Raw genomic sequence first — 16,961 nt, 5'->3', positions numbered from 1 at the left:
GGAGCATGCCGGTCACAGCTTCATTTACCGAAGTCATGGCCAGATCGCGTCAGCATAAATAGATTCCCTCATAATGATTACAGAAAGGATAAAGGTATGACAATTAAACAGCGCCTCGTGATCTCCAACATTCTTATGGTTGTAATACCTGTATTTATTTCTGTCATCATTATTCTGGCAGGCATCTTCCTGTCCAATCAGTACTGGAAAAGTATCGATGAAAGTGAAAACAGCATCTATGAAGATCCGGATATGCTGCTTAACGCCACGCGGGAACTTATCCATAACCAGCAAAGCCCGGACCCGCAGAAAATCCGGAAGCTGAATCAATATCTGAAAAAGAACACGATGAAGCTGAGCATCTATTCGGCCAGACAGCCAATCTATACCTTTGGCATAACGGATATCGACCGCGACAACAAAATGATGAAGGCAATTCAAATGCTGCCTGGTGATGCCAGTCTGACCATGGATCAGGAAAGTGTCTATGTGCAGAATATAGATGTAGATGGCAAAACGTATACGGTAGCGATTTTCAGCAAATTTGCCAAATACAATTCCAGCGACGGCAGCTATGAACTGTACCGCTTTTTGAGCAATGCTTTTCTGGTACTGCTCGGGATCGGAACTATTATTACCGTCATCTTTACCAATCGCTTTCTGACCCACTTTGTTTTCAGGCATATCCGGCAGCCGCTGGATAATCTGGTGCATGCCGTGCACGAGATCCGCGACGGTAATCTGGATGCGCATATCCATTATCCGAACAACGATGAATTTGCTTCGGTCTGCCGGGATTTTAACGATATGGCTGTACAGCTCAAGCAATCGCTGCATCTGATCCAGAGACAGGAGGAGAATCGCAAAGAACTGCTCGCCAGCATCTCCCATGATCTTCGCTCTCCCCTGACCTCAATCCGTGCCTATTCCGAAGGTCTGCTGGATGGCGTAGCCAGCACCCCGGAATCCCGTCACAACTATATCTCGATGATCAAGACCAAGGCCGAAGATATCGATCGTATGGTATCCAAAATTTTCCTATTTTCCAAAATGGATATGGGTGATTATCCATACGATCCCGAGCGGCTGGATGTGAATCAGGAGCTGCTTTCCCTGATCCGGGCGACTGCGGAAGAATACCGGTCCAGAGGTCTGGATATCGAGCTGGATGTTTCCAATGAACCGGCCCTAATTATCGCTGATCAGGTACAGTTTGACAGCATATTTACGAATATTCTGGAAAATAGTCTGAATTACAAAGACAAGGAGCGCTGTCATATCCGTATCAGCACCCGGCTGGAGGATCAGCAGCTGCTCATTCGGCTGACCGATAATGGTCCCGGCGTTCCGGAAGAATCGCTGGGCAAATTATTTGATGCGTTCTATCGTAGTGATCCATCCCGTAATCTTCCTCACAAAGGCAGCGGACTCGGACTCGCGATTACAGCCAAAGCCGTCGAACGCATGGGCGGCCATATTGAAGCCAAACTATCGCCGGCAGGCGGTCTCTGTATCGAGATTCATCTGCCGGTGATCCGGTAGGAGGTGCACTACAGTGAAAAAGATACTTATTATTGAAGACGATGAGGCTATTGCCGCGATCGAGCGGGACTATCTGGAGATTAACCAGTTTGCCGTGGAGATCGCGGACAATGGAATTACCGGTGTAGACAGAGCGTTATCCGGACAATTTCAGCTGATTCTGCTCGATCTGATGCTGCCCGGACAGGATGGATTTGCCGTATGTCGTCAGCTGAGAGAAAAGCTGGATATCCCTATCCTGATGGTCACCGCCAAGCAAGAGGATATCGACAAGATCCGCGGGCTTGGACTGGGTGCCGATGATTATATCGTCAAACCCTTTTCTCCCAATGAACTGGTCGCCAGGGTCAAATCCAATCTGGCACAGTACGCTCGTCTCAAAGGCGGCAATCGAGCTGCCCAGCAGAGCGGTACGATCGAGATCGGTTCCTTTGTTATCAATACCGATGCCCACCGTGCCTATCTCCAGGGCCGTGAATTGGAACTCAAGAAAAAGGAATTTGACCTGCTTCATTTTCTGGTGGTGAATTCCAATATTGTGTTCAGCAAAGATACGCTGTACGAACGTATATGGGGATTTGATTCGGTAGGCGATAATGCGACAGTAGCCGTGCACATCAACCGGCTGCGCGAGAAGATTGAAGAAGACCCGGGTAATCCGAGGTATATCCAGACCGTCTGGGGAGCCGGCTACCGCTTCCAACCATAAAGATAATAGTTGGTTCAGACCCTTTGTTATTTTGGTGGTCTCGTACTCCGGTATTTTGGTGCCCTCATATTCTCATGCTCTCGTGTTCTCATGTTCTCGTATTCCGGTATTTTAGTGCTCTAGTCTTGTAGTGTCCAATATTCCGGTACACTGAAATAATAGGTTCCCATCTAATCATTTTGCCCATAAAAAATGCACCCTCTCCTGTTCACCGGGTTACCCACATTGGGTTCCGGTATTCAGTAAAAGGGTGCATTTTCTGTATATTATTTTACGCAGGAATGAATGAGATCATCCGTGCATGACATTGTTCAAGCGGTTTGATGAATACTACTCAACGGTTACGCTCTTCGCCAGATTACGTGGTTTATCCACATCATGCTCCAGTGCAAGGGAAGCGTAGTAAGCCAGCAGCTGCAGTACAACGACCGACAGAGCCGGGCTCAGGATTGGCAGTGTTCTTGGGATAGTCATCACGGTATCTACCGATTTCAGCAGATCCTCGCGGTTCTCTTCATAAGATACAACCATCACTTCGCCGCCGCGAGCTTTGACTTCCTTGATATTGCTGACGGTTTTCTCGAGTACATCTTCCTGAGTCGCCAGAGCGATAACCGGGATGCCTTCTTCAATCAGAGCCAGAGTACCGTGTTTCAGTTCGCCTGCTGCATATGCTTCGGAGTGGATGTAGGAGATCTCTTTCAGTTTCAGAGAGCCTTCCTGTACCACTGCATAATCCACACCGCGTCCGATAAAGAAGAGGTGTTTGTGCTGAGCGATATGCTCGGCATAGGTTTTGATTTCCGGTGCCATTTCCAGTACTTTCTCTACCTGCTCCGGCAGGGAATCCATCGCTGCCAGTGTACGTGTAATCTCTTCAGTTGTCTGTGTGCCGCGGATCTCAGCCATGTACAGACCGAACAGATAGAACGCGATCAGCTGGGAAGTGTATGCTTTGGTGGATGCTACGGCAATTTCCGGTCCTGCCAGTGTAGCGATCACATCATCAGCATCACGGGCGATCGAGCTGCCTACCACGTTGGTGATAGCAATAACATGAGCACCATTGGCCTGTGCTTCACGCAGTGCTGCCAGTGTATCTGCCGTTTCACCGGATTGGCTGACAACGATCACGAGTGTATCTTTGTTGATGATTGGGGAACGGTAACGGTATTCGGAAGCTACATCCGTTTCTACCGGAATATGAGCCAGCTTCTCGATAATATTACGTCCTACCAGACCTGCATGGTAAGCTGTACCACAAGCAATGATTTGTACATTGCGGATATTGCGGATTTGCTCAGGTGTCAGTTTCAGATCGCTGAAATGAACGCCTTTGCCGTCATCATTTACACGACCCAGCATCGTATCACGATAAGCTTTTGGCTGCTCGTGAATTTCTTTCAGCATGAAATGGTCAAAACCGCCTTTTTCTGCAGTAACTGCATCCCAATCCACATGAATCATTTCTCGGGAAATAAAGTTGCCTTCAATCGTCATCAGCTCAACAGCATCCTTGGTCAGAACAGCCATTTCCCCATCATTCAGAATGTAGACATTACGTGTATATTTCAGAATCGCCGGGATATCGGAACCGATAAAGTTCTCGCCTTCACCTACGCCGATAACGAGCGGGCTTGCCTGGCGAACAGCTACCAGTTTGTCCGGCTCATGCTCTGTCAGAACGCCAAGTGCGAATGCACCGCGCATGTAAGTAACTGCTTTTTGAACAGCTTTGACGATATCGCCTTCGTATTCACGAGCAACCAGGTGTGCAATAACCTCGGTATCGGTCTCGGATACAAAATGAATACCGGAACGGATCAGTTCATCTTTCAGTTCCAGATAGTTCTCGATAATGCCGTTGTGTACAACAGAGAATTTTTGCTTCTCGTCTGTGTGTGGATGGGAGTTAACATCCGATGGTTTACCGTGAGTCGCCCAGCGCGTGTGTCCGATACCCGCTCTGCCGATCAGTGGATGCTGCTCCAGTCTTGCTTCCAGGTTAGCCATACGGCCCTGTGCCTTAACAACCTGCAGACCACTGTCTGTAAATACGGAGATACCTGCGGAATCGTACCCGCGATATTCCAGTTTGCGAAGCCCGTCCACCAAAATTTCCTGCGTATTTTTATCTCCAATATATCCAACAATACCACACATGTTTATATTCCTCCGTTCGATAATACGTCCGTTGACGTTAGGTAGTACATGAGGAATAGAAATCAGGATTATGCAATTATAGATTCATAGCGAATGCACATTTGATAATTCTATATTTCTATTCATGTCACATGTACATTCTTATAATGATTTAGCTGGCATCGAATGGATCTTTGTGGCAGAGATCACTCTCTGCATTTGGATTCCAATTTGCGGTCTGATGCGTCACCGGAAGGTCCCCGCCGAATGTTTCGAACACCTTCACCTCGTCAGCTCGATTTTTACTTTCTCCGTCTCTTCGAGCTCTGGCGCTTGGTCCTGCTTATTAACATCACGATCCTCACTTTCTGTCTGAAGTCATGCTGCTGTTGTAATGTTACAGTTATATTACAAATAGCAACTTTTTCATTATATTCATGTTTGAGGGATAAGGCAATGATAAAAATGTGACATCGTTATCATGAGCAAAATAAGCACTGTTTATGTGACATTATATGCATGTATCCACTGTTCACATGAATCATTTAACACAATCAGCAGCAGATTAACCGAAAACATCTGATCAATTTACATTTATATCCATTTACAGCGCTTTGTTATTCATCCAGCAGAGACACAGAACCGTAGTAGACCCTTTGACCGTCTTCCTGTACTAACTTTGATATAAAAAAGACAACGAACCTTGTAGCTCTGTTCGTTGTCTTTACCTTGCTATATGCTAGCCGGAAAGACTGCTGTCTTCCGGACGGCCCTCTGCTTGATCATTTTGCTGGCCTTATTCGCTTTATTAAACGAGTTCTTTTTTCACCACGTCTGCGATCTGGGCAACATACTGCTCCAGCTCTTCTTTATCCGGGCCTTCCGCCATTACACGGATCAGGGATTCCGTACCGGATGGACGCACCAGTACGCGGCCGTTACTGCCCAGCTGATCTTCGACTGCTTTTACCGCAGCTGCGATCGCCGTATTGCCTTCATAGCGCGCTTTGCTCTCTACGCGTACGTTGACGAGCACCTGTGGATACTTGTTCATCATGGACTTCAGTTCACTGAGCGATTTGCCGGAACCTACGAGCGTATCGACCAGCTGTACAGCGGTCAGGATACCATCACCGGTTGTAATGTAATCGAGGAAAATAACATGACCGGACTGCTCGCCACCAAGCGTATAACCACCGCGTCTCATTTCTTCCATAACATAACGGTCACCGACTGCCGTCTGTGCAGTACGCAGCGACAGGGCTTCAGTCGCTTTGTAGAATCCGATATTGCTCATTACGGTAGAGACGATTGTGCTGTCTTTCAGCTTGCCGGCACGGTTCATCGCGTCTCCACAGATACAGAGAATGTAATCGCCATCCACTTCTTCGCCTTTTTCATCAATAGCGATCAGACGATCGGCATCTCCATCAAAAGCCAGACCGATCTGCGCACCGTGACGCAGAACTTCCTCTTTCAGCTTCTCGGGATGAGTGGAGCCGCAGTGGTCGTTAATATTGAGACCGTTTGGTTCTGCACCGATAGCGATTACTTCCGCACCCAGTTCTTTGAAGAAAGCAGGAGCCAGTTCATAAGCAGCACCGTTCGCGCAGTCCATTACAATTTTCACACCTTCAAAAGAATGGGTAATCGTAGATTTCAGATGTTCCAGGTATTTGTATTTGGATGTATCATCATTAACAATCGTTCCCAGCTCTGCGCCTACCGGACGTGGCAGCTTGTCTTCTGCAGCATCCATCAGTGCTTCGATCTGCAGTTCCGTTTCATCGGACAGTTTGAATCCATCGCCGCCAAAAAATTTGATACCGTTATCCTGTACCGGGTTGTGTGAAGCGGAGATCATTACACCAGCATCCGCCTTGAGTAAACGGGTAATGTAAGCTACCGCAGGTGTGCTCACGACACCGAGACGAATAATGTGCGCGCCAATGGACAGCATACCTGCGATCAGCGCGGATTCCAGCATCAGGCCGGATATACGGGTGTCCATTCCGATGACTACAGTCGGCTTCTCTGCGCCATGTGTCAGTACATAGCCCCCACAGCGGCCGATCTGATAAGCCATCTCAGCTGTTAATTCTTTATTTGCTACCCCACGTACACCGTCTGTTCCGAAATATTTCCCCATAGTTGTGCTCCCTTATAATATTAATAGTAAATTCAATTGTTGTTTGAACAGTCTAAAAGCAGCCTGGCAGCAGCGACTCTGTTATCTCTGTCGCCGGCCGGACTGCATCAGACAACCACTTCTTTATACGTCTTCCCTACCTTGCTGTCAATAGCGATTCTGTTCATATCTGAATAATTTAGTGATAGGTTGTGGTGAAAACTGCTTTGGCACTTGTTGTAGTTTCCCCATTCTGGTTGACAGAACCCTGCTTCTGCTGGGTACCCTCCTCAGGAGCGACCGGTTGTGCCGGCTCCGTGCTGGACAAGGGCGGTGCACTGCTTTCCGGCTGAGTTCCCTCTGCTGAAGGCGTTTCCGGCTGCTGTTCGCTGCCTGTGCCGGTACTGCTTCCTGGCTGCTCCGGGTTGGAGCTATCCGGTACAGGATTACCCGTACCAGATTGAGCCTCTCCTTCTTCTGCAGCACTGGAGCCGTTACTTTGTCCATTATCCGTCTCGGTCCCACTGTCTGATCCGGTACTGCCCGCCTTCTCGGTAATCGTAACTGTTGCGTTCAGCTTGATCCCCGGATCAGTCAGACTAACCGTCTCCGGCAGTACAATCTGAACCGGAATCGTATAGGTACCCGGACCACGTCCGCTGATATTGGCGGTGGCCTTGATATCTTCCGGCTTCACGGCCTGTAGTGCTTCCGGAGAACCTTTAATATTCAGGCTGACCTGTTTGCTTTGAGGCTTGGTGATTATGGCTTCCACATTGGAACCTGTTCCTACCAGACCTATCGGCACATTCTGGATCACCCGCTCGGAGAATTCTTCCGTCGTAATTTTCACCTGTACGGAAGAAGGCGAGACTCGTTCTGTCCCTTCGGGAAGATCCAGCTTGGCTGTCAATGTGACAGTCCCTGCCTGCTCAATGGAGCTCAGATCGACAGATGCGGTAATCGAATCGCCCAGCGCAGCCAGTGCGGATTCCGATCCATATACTGTAATCTCATCTGCGCTGACCTCTGTACCAGCCAGTACCAGGCTGTTTGGTAGCTGTCCGGTATAACTGAGATTGAGCGGCAGCGTTCTTGTGGCAGCGCCTATAGGCACTTCGACTTTTACAGCAGCCGGTGAGATGATTGCATCCTTCATGACATTGCCGGACTTGTCATAGACCGCCAGTGCAACAGTTTTGGATACCGTATCGGTGGCGCCAGCTACACTAATCACGCCCTGTACCTTTTGTACGTCTTCCAAGCGGCTCTGTGGCAGCGTAACGCTCACCTTGTCTGTTCCATCTGTAACGACCGGAGCACCCTTCTGATAGCCTTCTGCAGGTTCTCCTTGCGCTATAATCTCCGGCACAAATACATTGGACGTTTTCTCTTCAATCGTTACTTTTACTACACTGGGTGTAGAGGATACATACTGCACACTCGCAGGCGTATCCGTGATCAGCGGCAGACTGATCGTACCCGGCCCTTTGATCTGGCTTAAATCTACTTTGGCCTTGTAGCTGTCCGAAGGCAGCAGATCCGGGCGTGTTCCCCTTACTTCGATACTAACTGTCGAAGGCTCGATCGATTTTAATACATATTTATCCTCGTCAAATCCATAAGGCTGTACCTGCACATCATTAATCACACTGGTGCCTACCTGGGAAGCTGAAGATTGCATGGGAAGAGTATTGTTATCCATATGGACCATAATCCACAGCAGTATGCTTACTACCAGTGCCAGTACTTTAGCTACCGTGTTATTACTGATCCATTTGTCCATCATCCTTGTTATCCCCCTTTCGCTTCCAGAACAGGCTCTTTTTCTCCTTTGTCGTTACGTTGGGCTTGAGTGCTTCATGGAGTTTGGAGATGAGAGACTCTTCGTTAATATCACGAATTACCTGTCCATTCATTGCAAGAGAGACCTGCCCGGTTTCCTCGGATACAATTAGAGACATCGCATCACCGACTTCACTGATCCCGATCGCTGCCCGGTGACGTGTGCCCAGTTCCTTGCTGATAAAAGGATTCTCGGACAGCGGCAGATAACAGGCTGCAGCAGAAATCTGCTGACCCTGTATAATGACGGCGCCATCATGCAGCGGCGTATTGGGTATAAAAATATTAATAAGCAGTTCCGAACTGACGACCGACTGCATTTTAATACCCGATTCCGTGTATTCGTTCAGTCCGGTCGTTCGTTCAAATACGATCAATGCACCAATTTTCCGTCTGGACAGATAGTTAACAGACTTGATTACCTCATTAATCATTCGGGTAATCTCTTCATCCTCCGCTATCGTACGTCCAAAGATTTTACCGCGCCCGAGCTGCTCCAGACCTCTGCGCAGTTCCGGCTGGAAAATGATAAATACAGCCAGCACGCCAAAGGTAAATGCCTGGTTCATCAGCCATTTCAGTGTATACAGATCAAACCAGGTGCTAAGCGCCCAGATGACGACAAGCACGAGAATACCTTTTAGCAGTTGCACTGCCCGGGTACCTCGTACCAGAAGAATGAGCTGATAAATGATGTACGTTACAATCAATATATCGATTATATCTTTAATGGAATCTTTCCAAGTCAAGTCCGCAAAATACTCCATACTGCAACCCCCGTTATGTTCTATCTGGTGGACCTTTAACCTGGTATATCCGCCGCCTGCGTATTTTACTCCATGCAGGCTCGGTTCAGGCTGTTAGTGTACTTTATATATTATATTGCACCGTCGGCCAGAACTACTCGCACCTTTAATCATAACCCCGTTACCGTGCTTATTAGCAGTATAATATATAATATTACCCTAACCTGCCGTTAACTTTACTACCTTTTTCATAAATTCCCTATAACTTTTCATTTGACAGCAGTAAACTGCTGCTTGTGCATTATAAGTCTATCCAGCGTTCTCTGCTTCATTTTACACGTTTTATCCGTGAACATGCAAAAAAGACGCCATCTGAATAAGAGGCGCCTTACGAAAAGTCATTTAATTAGTAGAGGCGACTTCTGAGAATGCAGTTGAAATTTTGTACCAAAGCCAGCCTACCGCTTGATCTACAGTCTGAACCTGTCCCGAGATATGGGCTGTACTTGCTTGAAATATGCTGCCATCAATGACAGTTACATTGCCTTCGACATCACCATATATCCGGGCTTGCCCTTTTTCTATAGTTAAATTACCGGCAATGGTTTTGCCTTCCGGTACGATCACCGTATTTCCTTCAATCACAACCTGATCCAGATTTTGTCCTTTGACGATCATTTCAGGACCTTCATTCCATAATGGAAGTGTACCAAGCAGAATCACGAAAAATGCTGCTGCTGCCGTTAACGCCGGATGTCTCTTTAACCAGGTCGTCCAGGCATGGGGCTTCTTCTTCTTGGGAAGGGCCTGCATAATCCGGTCGGTGAGCTCATCAGATACTGGCGGCTTGCGGTGATTGACGGCAAACAGAAGCAATTCAGTCTGCTCCAATTCTTTAAAAACTGCACGGCACTCTGAGCATTCAGCCATATGCTGCTTGAGCTCATTCGCCTGTTCATCAGGTAAGTCGCCGTCCAGGTACTCATGTATAAATGAGACGGCCAGTTTGCAATCCATATGAGCCATTCCTTTCTTTTGTATAATTATTCCAGCATCCTATCACAGCCGAACCATGTCTGGAACTGCGAATACTCTGTTAAATACGCTGCAGATTTCAAACCGTTTCATAAACCTGAAGCTTTTCTATGATTTTGTAACAATCTTTTAAAATAATGGTACATCCCGCACAAAAAGAAAAACCGGTCGTTCCAGCCATTCAGCTGGTCCCCTTGCTGCAGGCACAAATCCTACAATCCGTAACGTTCCTGCAGTCCACTGCTGTATCCATACATGTGAACAGCCCGAAATACCGGCCTTCGCCAGTACACGGACCTCAAATAAAATACAGCAGCCAGTTTGTTACAGCTTGGATTCCAGCTTTTTGCGCAGAAATTCCCGTCCGCGGTGAACACGGGTTTTGATCGTCGTTACCGGCATATCCATGACATCGCTAATTTCCTGCAGAGACAATTCCTGCAAGTAACGCAGAATCATGACCGTTTTGTATTTATCCGGAAGGGAATCGATCGCTTGGTGAATCAGCTGCTGTGTCTCTGTAAGCAGGTATTCACTCTCCGGCGTACGTTCATCACCCGGAATCAATGCATAACCGTCTGTATTGTCCTGATCATTCAACTCTGCATCAAGCGAGAAGCTCGGTTTGCGCTTACGCAGCCGGTCGATACACAGATTCGTAGCAATCCGGTAGATCCAGGTAGAAAACTTTTGCTTCGGATCATAACGATCCAGACTTTTATAGACACGCAAGAAGGTTTCCTGTACTATATCTTCCGCTTCATGACGATTGCTGAGCATCCGATAACCCAAATGAAATATCTTATCTTTGTATAAATCAACGATTTCAGCAAATGCACGCTGATCACCTTTTAGCGCCAATTTGACTAATCTCGTATCCAGATTATCCACCATCACTCCCCCAGACTCAGTTCCCGGTATGTATATTGTTCGGTAAAGCCATTTTACAATCCAATTAAAATCGTAATGGATGATACCTTAAATTGCAATCTTAATCCTCTGTTTCTTTCAAACTTCTTTGATTTATCAGGAAATAAAGGTCTTTTTTTAAGTGAAATGGACATAAATAACGATAATTTATATCATCCAATCCCCATTCAGCTGTAAAACCGGGCTTCTTCTCAGCTGTATTTCTTTTGTTTTTTTAATTTCATTTCTTCTTATGTCTTCTCTTCTTTTTTTGTTGCTTCTCACTTCTTTACATTTCTTTTCCGGACAACTCTTTTGCTCATATTTCATCTTTTTGTCTCCAAGATACTTATAATGATGGACACTCAATAATAAAAGGCAGACATTATGATTTGCACAATGTCTGCCTTTTATTTATTGCATAACGGGTTTATTGAACATCCGTTTACTGCATACTTCAGTTTATTTACATCGGTGACTATTATCCATCAGTTTATTGCACATCTATTTGTTATATACCTCAGTTTAAATGTACAAATATTCATCTAAAGTGGTTGGACATCTGATGAAGTTATTTTACGTCTGAGCGAACTGCCTACCTTGCAGCAAAAGTCTTTCTCCCCAGCCAGCGTATTTCATTTCAGCTTGTTTGATTAAACGAGTCGAATCAGCCGACCAAGGTAAGATGTCTCTCCTGCATCAGCCCGTATTTCTCAATCCTGCCGCAATACCATTGATCGTCAACAGCACTTCGCGCAGCAGTTCCGGATCATCTGAACCCTCTTCACGAATCTGACGCAGCTCACTGAGCAGCTGAACCTGCAAATAACTGAGCGGATCGACATACGGATTACGCAGACGAACCGATTCCTGGATAACAGGTACATTATCGAGAATATCCTGCTGGCCTGTAATTTGCAGTACCAGATCACGAGTAAGATTGAACTCAGATTCGATCATTCCGAAGATGCGTGTACGAGATTGATCATCCTGACACATGCCTGCATATTCGCGGGCAATCGTCAGATCTGCTTTGGCAATCGCCATCTGCAGGGTGTCGATCAGTGTAGTGAAGAATGGGAACTCTTTGTACATTTTTTGCAGTACAGCCATATTTTCAGGTTGATCCTGGTAGAAATGCTGCAGTCCTGTTCCGGCAGCATACCATGCCGGCAGCAGATAACGGCTCTGGGTCCAGGCAAATACCCATGGAATTGCCCGTAGATCTTCGAACCGGTCGCTGTTTTTGCGTTTGGAAGGACGAGAACCAATATTGAGTTCACCCACCTCCGGCAGCGGCGTCGACTGTTTGAAGAAACTCATAAAGTCCGGATCACGGAAAATCAGTTCCTGGTACTTATCCAGAGACACTTCCGAGATACCACGAATGATCTCATCCCATTCTTGATTGTCTTCGCCTGCAGGTTGCCCTATTTTGGCGATTGTAGCTGAACGAATCAGCGCCGAGATGGCCTGTTCCAGGCTGCGGTAAGCGATCCCCTGCAGCGAATAACGGGAAGACAGTACCTCACCCTGTTCGGTGATTTTGATGCCTCCACCGATCGTATGCGGCGGCTGGGCGAGAATACTGCGGTCCAGCGACATACCACCACGACCGAGTGCACCTCCGCGACCGTGGAAGAATTTCAGCTTAATGCCGTATTCCTGTCCCATCGCCGTAATATCGTTCAACGCCAGACGAAGTTCCCAGTTGGCTGTAACTACGCCGCCGTCCTTGTTGCTGTCCGAATAACCGAGCATAATCTCATGCAGATCATTCATCGCTGCTACTGCTTTGCGGTAAGCTGGCAAATCAAGCACCTGGCGCATAATTCGTGGCGCTTCGTGCAGATCATCAATCGTCTCAAATAACGGAACCGCCTGCAATGTACACTGTACACTGCCATCTGCCATTTGACGGAACAGTCCCATCTCTTTGGCGAATACCATGACTTCCAGGATATCACTTGCTCCCTGCGTCATACTGATCAGATAGCTGGATATACAGTTGGTTCCGAATTCCTGCTGTGCCTTATGAATTGTACGATAGACAGCCAGACATTCTTCCGTAGTCTCACTGTATTTGAAATAAGGAGAAGTGATTGGTCTCGGATCGCTTAACAGCTTGCCGAGCAGCTCAATTTTCTCTTCTTCCTGCAGTTTGGAGTAGTCCTCCACAATCTCCATACTGGCGAGGATTTCTTTGAGCGAATTCTCATGTTCCTGGCTATGCTGACGCACATCCAGTGTAGCCGTATGGAATCCGAACAGCTCTACTTGGCGGATCATTTTTTTCACGTATGTATCCGCCACATAATCTGCATAATGATGACGCAGACTCTTATCGATCACCTTGAGGTCTTCGAGCAGTTCAGAGACATCGTTGTAACGTTCTGTAGTGCCCTGCTTGGAGTCATCACCGATATTGCTCAGCTTGCGCAGCATATAGGCTATTTTGATCCGATAAGGCTCATTTTCATTATTCCAGCTGTAGATCTTGTCGATCGTTACATGCAGGCGGTCCTTTTGAATGGAAGATAACAGATCTTCAGACACGTCAATAATCGTCGTGCTAAAGCTCAGTGATTGCATCATCTCACGCAGGATGCGCTGGTACTCGCGGATAGCCAGCTTACGCTGCATCTGCAAGGTTTTCCAGGTTACATCCGCCGTGACGGATGGATTGCCATCACGGTCCCCGCCAATCCAGGAACCAAAGCGTAAAAATCCCGGTACATGCCAATCATGATCAGGATAATGCTTGGACAGTGAACGCTCCAACTCCTGATACAGCTCAGGCAGTACATCGAACAACGTCTCATGGAAATAGTACATCCCGTTACGCACTTCATCAAGTACGGTTGGCTTGCGATCACGAAGTTCATCCGTCTGCCAGAGGGTGATTACCTCGTTCAGCAGTTTTTCACGAAGCTGCTCCCGTTCCCGCAAAGTCAGCGTTGGATTATCCAGCAGCTTCACATCTTCCGAGATGCGCTTATGAATATCGAGAATAGCGCGGCGCATCGCTTCCGTCGGATGGGCAGTCATCACCAGTTCCAGCGAAAGGTCCGCAAAGATCGCTTCTACCTCTTCAGCGGTAAAGTTATTGTTTTTCAATTCCTGAACGGCATTTTCCATCGTTCCGGATTGCACATTCTCACCGGCTGAACGTTCGTAGTCCCGTTTCCGGCGGATACGATGATTTTGCTCTGCGATATTAACGAGTTGAAAGTACACAGCAAAAGCACGTATAACTTGGTGTCTGTTGTCAGAATCCAGGTTTTGAATTAATGTTTTGAATTCCTCAAATACTTCTGGCAAAGAAACTGCCCGTAAAGATTTGCTCAGCTCACGAATTTTTTCGACGATATCCAGCAGCTCCTGGCCACCCTGGTGTACCAGTACCTCTCCCAGGATATTGCCCAAAAAACGTACATCACGCCGAAGCAAATTATTAGAATGATTTTTACTCACATTGACTGTCAACTCAGACATGCTCTTCCTCCTATCTTTCCCGGTGGTTCATTCTATTTAAAGGTTCACATCTTCTTAACATCATACAACAAAGCCAGAATGATTACTTTAATTAATTTGAGTAATATGATTAATTATGCAAACATTCTATCATTCATTCATAATGCTTCACAGCGTTATTGCGTAAAAATATTATACTATACTTCTTTCCTATGTGCTGTATCAAGTCACACAGCACATATTCTGCTCTCACAACAGCACATCTTAAACTTCAATTCTGTGTAAGAGACAAGGTATTAAAGCAGATAAAATATTAAGTATTAGATGAGAGAACAGTATTAGACGATAAAAAGATAAAAATAAAACTAAAGTAAATATAAAGAAGACAAAAATTGGCAGAATATACAAACCTCATGAAAGAAAAAGTTATTAATAAATCCTGTATATAGCAAAAAAAGACCGTTTCCGGTCTTCATCTACATATTGGAGCGGGTGATGGGAATCGAACCCACGCTATCAGCTTGGAAGGCTGAAGTTCTACCATTGAACTACACCCGCATCAATCGGGATGACACGATTTGAACATGCGACCCCCTGGTCCCAAACCAGGTGCTCTACCAAGCTGAGCTACATCCCGATATACAGTAATAAAAAATGGCGCGCCCTAAGAGATTCGAACTCCTGACCTTTTGATTCGTAGTCAAACGCTCTATCCAGCTGAGCTAAGGGCGCGTATTGGAGCGGACGACGGGAATCGAACCCGCGACCCTCGCCTTGGCAAGGCGATGCTCTACCGCTGAGCCACGTCCGCATAATAAGGATGCGCGTGGAGGGACTTGAACCCCCACGTCGTAAGACGCTAGATCCTAAGTCTAGTGCGTCTGCCAATTCCGCCACACGCGCATAATTAAAAAATAAATGGTGAGCCATGAAGGACTCGAACCTTCGACACCCTGATTAAAAGTCAGGTGCTCTACCAACTGAGCTAATGGCTCTCAAATGGCTGGGGATATAGGATTCGAACCTATGCGTGACGGAGTCAAAGTCCGTTGCCTTACCGCTTGGCTAATCCCCAACAATTAAGAATATATGGTGGAGACTGAGGGGATCGAACCCCCGACCCTCTGCTTGTAAGGCAGATGCTCTCCCAGCTGAGCTAAGTCTCCATACGATATGACCCGTAGGGGATTCGAACCCCTGTTACCTCCGTGAAAGGGAGGTGTCTTAACCCCTTGACCAACGGGCCTTACTTAATAAGCTCTCAACCGGATTCGAACCGGTGACCTCATCCTTACCATGGATGCACTCTACCTACTGAGCTATGAGAGCATGTGGCTCCCCGAACAGGACTCGAACCTGTGACAACTCGATTAACAGTCGAGTGCTCTACCAACTGAGCTATCAGGGAATAATACCCGCTCTCTTCGAGCGGAAGTCTTGCTTGTTTTCGCTTGGCAACGTCCTACTCTCCCAGGACCCTGCGGTCCAAGTACCATCGGCGCTGGAGGGCTTAACGGTCGTGTTCGGGATGGGTACGTGTGGAACCCCTCCGCCATCATCACCAAACGTCTTACCTTGCAGGTGTTGATCACCTGAAAACTGAATCCGAAACGAAACCTCGCTGCTTTAGAAGCTTTTTGGATAAGCCCTCGACCGATTAGTATTGGTCAGCTCCATGCATTGCTGCACTTCCACCCCCAACCTATCTACCTCGTCGTCTTCAAGGGGTCTTACTAATTGGGAAATCTCATCTTGAGGGGGGCTTCACGCTTAGATGCTTTCAGCGCTTATCCCTTCCGCACGTAGCTACCCAGCGATGCTCCTGGCGGAACAACTGGTACACCAGCGGTGCGTCCATCCCGGTCCTCTCGTACTAAGGACAGCTCCTCTCAAATCTCCTACGCCCACGACAGATAGGGACCGAACTGTCTCACGACGTTCTGAACCCAGCTCGCGTACCGCTTTAATGGGCGAACAGCCCAACCCTTGGGACCTACTTCAGCCCCAGGATGCGATGAGCCGACATCGAGGTGCCAAACCTCCCCGTCGATGTGGACTCTTGGGGGAGATAAGCCTGTTATCCCCAGGGTAGCTTTTATCCGTTGAGCGATGGCCCTTCCATGCGGTACCACCGGATCACTAAGCCCGACTTTCGTCCCTGCTCGACTTGTAGGTCTCGCAGTCAAGCTCCCTTATGCCTTTACACTCTTCGAATGATTTCCAACCATTCTGAGGGAACCTTAGGGCGCCTCCGTTACATTTTAGGAGGCGACCGCCCCAGTCAAACTGCCCACCTGACACGGTCCCTGTACCGGATTACGGTACCAGGTTAGAACTCAGATGCGATCAGGGTGGTATCCCAACGGCGCCTCCAAGGAAGCTTGCGCTCCCTCTTCGTAGGCTCCCACCTATCCTGTACAAATCGCACCCC

At 47.4% G+C, this 16,961-nt stretch carries 10 protein-coding genes, 11 tRNA genes and 2 rRNA genes (1 of these 23 running past the window's edge); 2 read left to right on the top strand and 21 right to left on the bottom strand.

Going from position 1 to position 16,961, the window contains the following annotated elements:
- Positions 1 to 96 precede the first annotated feature (96 nt).
- Positions 97 to 1,542, top strand: coding sequence for a sensor histidine kinase (locus M1D61_RS03750; RefSeq protein WP_458121223.1), 1,446 nt, complete (start codon positions 97 to 99; stop codon positions 1,540 to 1,542).
- A gap of 13 nt (positions 1,543 to 1,555) precedes the next feature.
- Complete coding sequence (locus M1D61_RS03745; RefSeq protein ID WP_046216172.1) at positions 1,556 to 2,251, top strand: response regulator transcription factor; 696 nt, start codon at positions 1,556 to 1,558, stop codon at positions 2,249 to 2,251.
- 330 nt (positions 2,252 to 2,581) lie between these two features.
- Here M1D61_RS03745 and glmS read toward each other — a convergent pair whose 3' ends face one another.
- From glmS to M1D61_RS03640, 21 genes are all read right to left on the bottom strand, one after another.
- Positions 2,582 to 4,414: a glutamine--fructose-6-phosphate transaminase (isomerizing) gene (gene glmS / locus M1D61_RS03740; RefSeq protein ID WP_046216173.1), complete on the bottom strand. Its 1,833-nt coding sequence runs from the start codon at positions 4,412 to 4,414 to the stop codon at positions 2,582 to 2,584.
- A gap of 787 nt (positions 4,415 to 5,201) precedes the next feature.
- Positions 5,202 to 6,542 (bottom strand): phosphoglucosamine mutase, encoded by a 1,341-nt coding sequence (gene glmM / locus M1D61_RS03735; RefSeq protein ID WP_458121222.1) that lies wholly within the window; start codon positions 6,540 to 6,542, stop codon positions 5,202 to 5,204.
- A gap of 178 nt (positions 6,543 to 6,720) precedes the next feature.
- On the bottom strand, positions 6,721 to 8,310 hold the full coding sequence (locus tag M1D61_RS03730) for a CdaR family protein (RefSeq protein ID WP_458121221.1): 1,590 nt from the start codon (positions 8,308 to 8,310) through the stop codon (positions 6,721 to 6,723).
- The gene (gene cdaA, locus M1D61_RS03725; protein WP_458121220.1) at positions 8,288 to 9,133 is read right to left on the bottom strand and encodes a diadenylate cyclase CdaA; all 846 of its coding nucleotides are present in this window, start codon (positions 9,131 to 9,133) and stop codon (positions 8,288 to 8,290) included. The genes M1D61_RS03730 and cdaA overlap by 23 nt, the downstream gene beginning before the upstream one ends.
- Positions 9,134 to 9,514: 381 nt before the next feature.
- Positions 9,515 to 10,129, bottom strand: coding sequence for a zf-HC2 domain-containing protein (locus M1D61_RS03720; RefSeq protein ID WP_458121219.1), 615 nt, complete (start codon positions 10,127 to 10,129; stop codon positions 9,515 to 9,517).
- A 342-nt stretch (positions 10,130 to 10,471) separates the two neighbouring features.
- Entirely contained in the window at positions 10,472 to 11,041 is a 570-nt protein-coding gene (sigW, locus tag M1D61_RS03715) for an RNA polymerase sigma factor SigW (protein ID WP_458121218.1), read from the bottom strand.
- Positions 11,042 to 11,224: 183 nt separating this feature from the next.
- On the bottom strand, positions 11,225 to 11,386 hold the full coding sequence (locus tag M1D61_RS03710; RefSeq protein WP_458121217.1) for a hypothetical protein: 162 nt from the start codon (positions 11,384 to 11,386) through the stop codon (positions 11,225 to 11,227).
- Between the two features lie 369 nt (positions 11,387 to 11,755).
- Entirely contained in the window at positions 11,756 to 14,551 is a 2,796-nt protein-coding gene (gene ppc, locus M1D61_RS03705) for a phosphoenolpyruvate carboxylase (RefSeq protein ID WP_458121216.1), read from the bottom strand.
- Positions 14,552 to 15,014: 463 nt separating this feature from the next.
- Positions 15,015 to 15,088: transfer RNA gene (locus tag M1D61_RS03700), tRNA-Gly, on the bottom strand.
- Between the two features lie 5 nt (positions 15,089 to 15,093).
- Positions 15,094 to 15,167: transfer RNA gene (locus M1D61_RS03695), tRNA-Pro, on the bottom strand.
- An 18-nt stretch (positions 15,168 to 15,185) separates the two neighbouring features.
- A tRNA-Arg gene (locus tag M1D61_RS03690) sits at positions 15,186 to 15,262 on the bottom strand.
- 4 nt (positions 15,263 to 15,266) lie between these two features.
- Positions 15,267 to 15,341 (bottom strand) — tRNA-Gly (locus tag M1D61_RS03685).
- A 10-nt stretch (positions 15,342 to 15,351) separates the two neighbouring features.
- Positions 15,352 to 15,433 (bottom strand) — tRNA-Leu (locus tag M1D61_RS03680).
- A 16-nt stretch (positions 15,434 to 15,449) separates the two neighbouring features.
- Positions 15,450 to 15,525: transfer RNA gene (locus tag M1D61_RS03675), tRNA-Lys, on the bottom strand.
- Positions 15,526 to 15,530: 5 nt separating this feature from the next.
- Positions 15,531 to 15,605: transfer RNA gene (locus tag M1D61_RS03670), tRNA-Gln, on the bottom strand.
- 15 nt (positions 15,606 to 15,620) lie between these two features.
- Positions 15,621 to 15,696: transfer RNA gene (locus M1D61_RS03665), tRNA-Val, on the bottom strand.
- Between the two features lie 8 nt (positions 15,697 to 15,704).
- A tRNA-Glu gene (locus M1D61_RS03660) sits at positions 15,705 to 15,776 on the bottom strand.
- A gap of 10 nt (positions 15,777 to 15,786) precedes the next feature.
- A tRNA-Thr gene (locus M1D61_RS03655) sits at positions 15,787 to 15,859 on the bottom strand.
- 3 nt (positions 15,860 to 15,862) lie between these two features.
- A tRNA-Asn gene (locus M1D61_RS03650) sits at positions 15,863 to 15,938 on the bottom strand.
- A 41-nt stretch (positions 15,939 to 15,979) separates the two neighbouring features.
- Positions 15,980 to 16,096 (bottom strand): 5S ribosomal RNA (rrf, locus tag M1D61_RS03645).
- 71 nt (positions 16,097 to 16,167) lie between these two features.
- Positions 16,168 to 16,961 (bottom strand): 23S ribosomal RNA (locus M1D61_RS03640) (it continues 2,130 nt past the right edge of the window).

The organism is Paenibacillus sp. Z6-24 (genome assembly GCF_054161335.1).
The sequence above is the reverse complement of the archived record's forward strand: the minus strand, read 5'-3'. Positions and strand labels throughout refer to the sequence as shown.